The 6,026-nt window shown below is 62.5% G+C and carries 6 protein-coding genes and 2 rRNA genes; 3 read left to right on the forward strand and 5 right to left on the reverse strand.

Going from position 1 to position 6,026, the window contains the following annotated elements:
- The gene (locus AC3FJ6_RS13645) at nucleotides 1-1,572 is read left to right on the forward strand and encodes an MFS transporter (RefSeq protein WP_488772389.1); all 1,572 of its coding nucleotides are present in this window, start codon (nucleotides 1-3) and stop codon (nucleotides 1,570-1,572) included.
- A gap of 161 nt (nucleotides 1,573-1,733) precedes the next feature.
- On the opposite strand, the gene AC3FJ6_RS13650 is transcribed toward AC3FJ6_RS13645, so the two are convergent.
- Nucleotides 1,734-2,057, reverse strand: coding sequence for a hypothetical protein (locus AC3FJ6_RS13650; protein ID WP_488772355.1), 324 nt, complete (start codon nucleotides 2,055-2,057; stop codon nucleotides 1,734-1,736).
- Between the two features lie 243 nt (nucleotides 2,058-2,300).
- Nucleotides 2,301-3,758, reverse strand: coding sequence for a DegQ family serine endoprotease (locus AC3FJ6_RS13655; protein WP_488772356.1), 1,458 nt, complete (start codon nucleotides 3,756-3,758; stop codon nucleotides 2,301-2,303).
- 227 nt (nucleotides 3,759-3,985) lie between these two features.
- On the opposite strand from AC3FJ6_RS13655, the gene AC3FJ6_RS13660 reads away from it, so the two are divergent.
- Together AC3FJ6_RS13660 and AC3FJ6_RS13665 are read left to right on the forward strand one after the other, a co-directional pair.
- Nucleotides 3,986-4,459, forward strand: coding sequence for a MarR family winged helix-turn-helix transcriptional regulator (locus AC3FJ6_RS13660; RefSeq protein ID WP_488772357.1), 474 nt, complete (start codon nucleotides 3,986-3,988; stop codon nucleotides 4,457-4,459).
- Nucleotides 4,460-4,522: 63 nt separating this feature from the next.
- The gene (locus tag AC3FJ6_RS13665) at nucleotides 4,523-4,945 is read left to right on the forward strand and encodes an organic hydroperoxide resistance protein (RefSeq protein WP_029051733.1); all 423 of its coding nucleotides are present in this window, start codon (nucleotides 4,523-4,525) and stop codon (nucleotides 4,943-4,945) included.
- A 47-nt stretch (nucleotides 4,946-4,992) separates the two neighbouring features.
- Here the strand turns inward: AC3FJ6_RS13665 and AC3FJ6_RS13670 are convergent, their stop codons facing one another.
- From AC3FJ6_RS13670 to AC3FJ6_RS13680, 3 genes are all read right to left on the reverse strand, one after another.
- Entirely contained in the window at nucleotides 4,993-5,319 is a 327-nt protein-coding gene (locus AC3FJ6_RS13670) for a GIY-YIG nuclease family protein (protein ID WP_488772390.1), read from the reverse strand.
- 208 nt (nucleotides 5,320-5,527) lie between these two features.
- A 5S ribosomal RNA gene (gene rrf / locus AC3FJ6_RS13675) occupies nucleotides 5,528-5,641 on the reverse strand.
- Between the two features lie 122 nt (nucleotides 5,642-5,763).
- A 23S ribosomal RNA gene (locus tag AC3FJ6_RS13680) occupies nucleotides 5,764-6,026 on the reverse strand; the annotation flags it as partial.

Raw genomic sequence — 6,026 nt, forward strand, 5'->3', positions numbered from 1 at the left:
ATGCAGGCAAGCCCGTGGCACCGTTTGCGCGCCGGCATGCGCTGGCTGCGGCTGCTCAGTCATCGGCAGCGGCAGACGTTGCTCATGATGCTGCTGGGCCTGACCACGGGTGTCGAGTTCCTCGAAAACATCATGTTCGTGTTTGCGTCGAGCCATATCGTCGGCGGCATCGACGCGGACCCGCGCAGCTTCGCGCTGGTGCAGGCCGCATACGCGGTCGGCAGCATGATGATGATTCTCAAGCAGCAATGGCTGGCGCAGCGTTTCGGGTACCGTTACTACCTGACCGGATCGCTGCTGCTGTTCATGTCCGGCACGGTCGTGGCGGCCACCAGCTCAGGCTTGCCGCAAATGGTCGTTGCCCGCTTCATGCAGGGAGTGGGCGGCGGCGCGCTGTTCACAAGCTGCCGCATCCTGGTGAACCTGATGTTCGCGCCCGCCGACCGGCCACGCGCGTCACGCTTCTTTATGCTCGGGATATTTTGCGCATCGGCCATGGCGCCGGCATTCGCTGCCGAACTGGTGGAGCACGGCGTCTGGCAGGACGTGTTCTACGGCGTGCTGCCGTTCGCGGCGCTGGCCGCCGTGGGCACGTGGCTGCTGCTGCCCGATGCCGAACCCCGCGCCGATCAGGAAGGTCCGGCGCTGGGTCCGCTGCTGCTGTTCGGCGTGGCGGTCGTCGCGTTGCAGGCGTCGATGACCGAAGCGCGCTTCGACATCTTTTCGCATCCGCTGCGCGTGGGCGTGGCCGCGGCGGTTGCGCTGGCCCTGCTCGGTGTGTTCCTCTGGCAGCAGTGGCATCACGACACACCGGTGCTGCATCTGCGCGCGCTGCGGCAGCCCGTGTATATGACGGGGCTGGCCATGTACTTCGTCTATTACATGATCAGCAACCTGAGCAGCTATGTATTTCCGATCTATGCCGAGCAGGCGCTGCGCTTTCCGCTGGCCACCACCGGATGGCTCAACACACTGGCCGCGCTGATCAGCCTGGTGGGCATCTGGGTCTACCTGCGCGTGGCGCGCCGGCTCACGCACAAGAAACCGGTGATGGTGACAGGCCTGTTGCTGATGGCGGCCGCGATGGCGTTCTTCTCGTTCATGCCACCGGACATCGCCCCGGCGGCCCTGGTGCCCGGACTCATCGCCAAGGGGCTGTTCGGCGTGATGGTCATCATCCCGATTGCCGGGCTGACCTTCCGCACGCTGAGCGGCGATGACTTTGCGCACGGGTATCGCAGCAAGAACCTGGTGCGGCAGATTGCCAGTTCGTTTGCGTCATCGCTGGGCGCGGTGCTGCTGCAGAACCGCCAGTTCGCGGTGCATACGAGCCTGGTACATGCCATCGGCCAGCATCCGGCCGAAACCGACGGCTGGATGCACACGGCACAGTCCCTGCTGGCGGCGCGCGGGTTCGATGCCGGGCAGGCGCATGCCGGCGCCCTGGCGCAAATGGCTGCGATCGTCGACCAACAGGCGCGGCTGATTGCCTGCGAGGATCTCTATCGGTTGATTGCCGCGATCGCGCTGGTGGCTGCGGTCTTCATGCTTGTGCAACGCCGGCTGGACTAGCCTGGCAGATGCAATGAGATGCAATGCGGAGGAGGTACTACCGGGACGCTGGCGACAGCGCGGCAATGGCGGCGGGCAGGCCATCGCAGAAAGCATGCATGCCTGCGTCAGGCACGCGGTTCAGTCACGGACTGTCTGGCGGAATCGTTGAAACGCCAGCTTCAGAACAACGACAGCTGGCGCATGCCGAAGCCAACCGTTTCTTCCACACGGGCACGTGCATGCGCGAGCGAGCCCTCGGCGCCGGAATAGTTGCCGGCCGCCCAATGGTAGACCACGGGCAGATCGCCGCGATCGGACAAGCGGACTTCGCCGAGCTTGTCGCCACGTTCGTTACGGTAGTAGTGGGAGCGGTAGCCGCGCTCCCAGTGGGGCGGGACTTCCTTCTTGCGCCGACGTGCCGTCACCTTTCTGGCAACTGGCGCCAGGCGCCTCGCCAGATCGGTGCCCGGCGAGATGGGGGCGCGGTTGAAATCCAACTGCATAGACTTCCTTCTTCTGTCGATTCAGCAAGAACCTGAAGTGGTGACGTGAGTCACCACACGCTTCATGCATCGCAGTCGAGATCATACCCGTTCAAACATCTCTTTGGGGCGTTTTGTCGCCCGGAATTCCGCTTCTGGCAAGGGTTTGCGGGCGTATACGCGTATACGTATACGCCCGCCGGACACCTGTCGTATACCTGCCGTATACGTGTTTTGCGAAGCGTAAACCGCTTGCGCCAGAGGTCAGCCGAGGTCGAGCGGAATGAAGATCCGCGCGTCGTCGCGCTGCACCAGCAGGGCCACCTGCTTGCCCGATTTCGACACCAGCGAACGCAGTTGCTCGGCCGACGAAATCGGCGTGCCGTTGAGCGACAGGATGACATCGCCGGGCTGGATGCCGACACGCGCGGCCGGCCCCGCCACGTCTTCGACCACGAGGCCGCCATCGATACCGCTGTCGCGCCTTTCGGCCGGCGTCAACGGCCGCACGGCCAGGCCCAGACGGCCACCCACTTCACCACCGCCCTTGCCCTGGGCCACGGCGCTGTCCTTCACGGCGCCGATCTTCACGCTCAGCGTCAGCGGCTCGCCCTTGCGAATCACCTTGAGATCGGTCTTGGTGCCGGGCTGCAGGTCTGCCACGTGCTCGGGCAGATCGCCGGAGTGGTCGATCACGTCATTGCCAAGCTGCACGATCACGTCGCCGGGCTTCAGGCCGCCCTGCGCGGCCGGGCTGTCCGGCTCGACCGAGTTCACCAGCGCGCCGGCCGGCTTGGGCAACTTGAACGACTGCGCCAGCGCCTGGTTGACTTCCTGCACCGAGATGCCAAGGCGGCCGCGCGTCACCTTGCCGTGAGCCACCAGCTGCTGCTCGACCTTCCTGGCCACGTCGATCGGAATCGCGAACGACAGGCCCTGATAGCCGCCGGTCTGGCTGTAGATCTGCGAATTGATGCCGATGACCTCGCCACGCTGGTTGAACAGCGGGCCGCCCGAGTTGCCCGGATTCACGGCCACATCGGTCTGGATGAACGGCACGTAGGTGTCATCCGGCAGCGAACGAGACTTGGCGCTGACGATGCCCGCCGTCACCGTGTTCTCGAAGCCATAGGGCGAGCCGATGGCCAGGACGGGTTCGCCGACACGAATCTTCGACGGATCGCCGAGCCGCACCGTCGGCAGGTCCTTGGCATCGATACGGATCACGGCGATATCGGTCTGCGGATCGCTGCCCAGCACCTTGGCCTTGAACTCGCGGCGGTCGGTCAGCTTGACGGTGACCTCCGTGGCGTTGTCGACCACGTGGGCATTGGTCAGGATCAGGCCATCGGGGCTGACGATAAAGCCCGAGCCCAGGCCTTTCACAAGCTGCGGCTGCTGGCTCTGCGGACCCTGGAACTGCGGCCCGAAGCGTTTGAAGAACTGGAACAGCGGATCGTCCGGGTCCATGCCCGACGGCACTTGCGCCGAGGTGCGCTGCGCGCGGGCCGTCACGCTGATATTGACCACAGCGGGACCGTACTGGTCGACGATGCCCGAGAAGTCAGTCGGGGTGGCCACGGCGGCGGCGGTCGCAACGGCCGGGGTCGGCGCTGCATAGCCGGGTGTGATCGCGTCTTTCTGGAGATAGGCGTATCCGCCGGCCAGGGCAGCAAGCGCGGCAACACCGACTGCGGAACGGGCAAGAGTCTGGCGAATCATGGTGCTTTCCTTTCTGGATGAGGGACAGCGCCGGGTGTTGGCGCGACAGGGCCATCCTATGCACCCACACTTAAACCAGACTTAAGGCTTGTCACTGGCCGACTGTACGAGGGTCGTACGGCATCAGCCTTTGATCCGCTTTGATCTGTCACGGCCCGCCCCTATCCTTCATAGGGCCGATAGAAAATTTATCTTGCACACAATTTAATTGTGTATAAGATATAGCCATGACGACGCGAACGACGACCCCTCCCAAGACAGGTGACTGGCTGCAGTTGGATCAGCAGCTCTGTTTTGCCCTGTATTCGACGTCATTGGCCATGACCAAGCTCTACAAGCCGATTCTGGGTGAGCTTGGACTTACTTATCCGCAGTATCTGGTCATGTTGGTGCTGTGGGAGCACGACGAGGTAAGCGTTTCGGAATTGGGCGGTCGGCTGACGCTCGATTCGGGCACGTTGACGCCGCTGCTGAAGCGGCTGGAGTCGGCGGGGCTTGTGCGTCGCGGACGCGACGCCGAAGACGAGCGTCGAGTGCTGGTCAGTTTGACGGATGCCGGGCGTGAACTGCGAAATGTCGCAGCCGACATCCCGGAACGGTTGTTGTGCGCGATGCAGTGTTCCGTGGAAGAGATCCAGGCCCTGACATCGCGACTGCATGGCTTACGGTCGACGTTGGAAGACGCGCGATCGGAAGATTGACAGCCGACTTGGTCGGCATCTTGAAACTGCTGCCCGCCCCCGGGCAAATCTAGGAGAGTGCAAATGAAACTGGAAAAAGTCCTGTACACCGCCCACGCATCCGCAACCGGTGGCCGCGACGGCCGCGCCACGACGTCGGATGGCCAACTGGACGTCAAGCTTGCAGTGCCCAAGGAAATGGGCGGCGCTGGCAACGGCCTGAATCCGGAGCAACTGTTCGCGGCCGGTTATTCGGCCTGTTTCCTCGGTGCGATTCGCTTTGTCGCCGGCCAGCAGAAGATTACGGTGTCGCCTGATGCGAAGATCGAAGGTGCCGTCGGCATCGGCCAGATTCCGCAGGGCTTTGGTATTCAGGTGGAACTGAAGATCTCGCTGCCGGGCATGGAAAAGGAAGCCGCCCAGAAGCTGGTGGAAGCCGCCCATCAGGTGTGCCCGTACTCGAATGCCACGCGCGGCAATATCGACGTGAACCTGATCGTGGTCTGACAAGGTCCGATCCACACAGCCACACGCCGGCCATTGGCCGGCGTTTTTTATGGCGAATCGACGGTAGCGGGGGAATCCGGCTCCGGCTGCGTTACAGCGGCGGCCGTTTGCTGCAGCGTGCCGCACATCGCACGTTTTTGGGCCGGGGTCATCCGCTTGGTGCGGATTTCCGCCTTGAGGGCTTCGGACTTATTCGGAAACGCCATCCAGCCGAGCAGCCGTAGCGGCTTGCGAGCACGTGTGTATTTGGCGCCGATACCGGCTACATGCTGGGCATATCGACGGCTAACGTCAGTCGTCACGCCGGTATAGATCGAATTGCCTTCGCATTCGAGCAGATAGAGAAACCAGACCGTATCAGTGCTGAGTTCGATAGCCGTGCCGGTATCGGCAGCAGCGTCGGTGTCGTCGGAGGAGAATTTTTCGGCGGTCATGTCAGCGCCGATCATACGCGGGCACCGAGGCATTTGCACCGATGCCGAGTGCGCCATGAGATGTGCGTTGTCGAATTCACTCGCACGTTCCGGCCGCGCCAAAGCAAAACCCCCAAGCTTTTGGGGCTTGGGGGTTCTGGGTATAAGAGCCTGGCGATGACCTACTTTCACACGGGTAGTCCGCACTATCATCGGCGCAAAGTCGTTTCACGGTCCTGTTCGGGATGGGAAGGGGTGGTTCCAACTCGCTATGGTCACCAGGCATGAGGGGTTGCCGCGCTGACATGCATCAGCGCAGCGAATCTGGGGTGTAGTAAGGGGGTTGTGTTGTATGCCTGTGGCACACGCGGACTCTGGTCTAACCAGGTCAAACACACTGGTTATAGGATCAAGCCTTACGGGCAATTAGTACTGGTTAGCTTAACGCATTACTGCGCTTCCACACCCAGCCTATCAACGTCCTGGTCTCGAACGACCCTTCAAGGAGGTCAAGCCTCCAGGGAATCCTCATCTTCAGGCGAGTTTCCCGCTTAGATGCTTTCAGCGGTTATCTCTTCCGTACATAGCTACCCTGCGATGCCTCTGGCGAGACAACAGGTACACCAGCGGTACGTCCACTCCGGTCCTCTCGTACTAGGAGCAGCCCC

It is taken from the genome of Cupriavidus sp. 94F1 (genome assembly GCF_057798875.1).

Bases quoted from the DNA above. Each gene is read 5' to 3' on its own strand.
- AC3FJ6_RS13645 (WP_488772389.1), top strand. From the start codon at position 1: ATGCAGGCAAGCCCGTGGCACCGTTTGCGCGCCGGCATGCGCTGGCTG.
- AC3FJ6_RS13650 (WP_488772355.1), bottom strand. From the start codon at position 2,057: ATGCAGTTGGATTTCAACCGCGCCCCCATCTCGCCGGGCACCGATCTG.
- AC3FJ6_RS13655 (WP_488772356.1), bottom strand. From the start codon at position 3,758: ATGATTCGCCAGACTCTTGCCCGTTCCGCAGTCGGTGTTGCCGCGCTT.
- AC3FJ6_RS13660 (WP_488772357.1), top strand. From the start codon at position 3,986: ATGACGACGCGAACGACGACCCCTCCCAAGACAGGTGACTGGCTGCAG.
- AC3FJ6_RS13665 (WP_029051733.1), top strand. From the start codon at position 4,523: ATGAAACTGGAAAAAGTCCTGTACACCGCCCACGCATCCGCAACCGGT.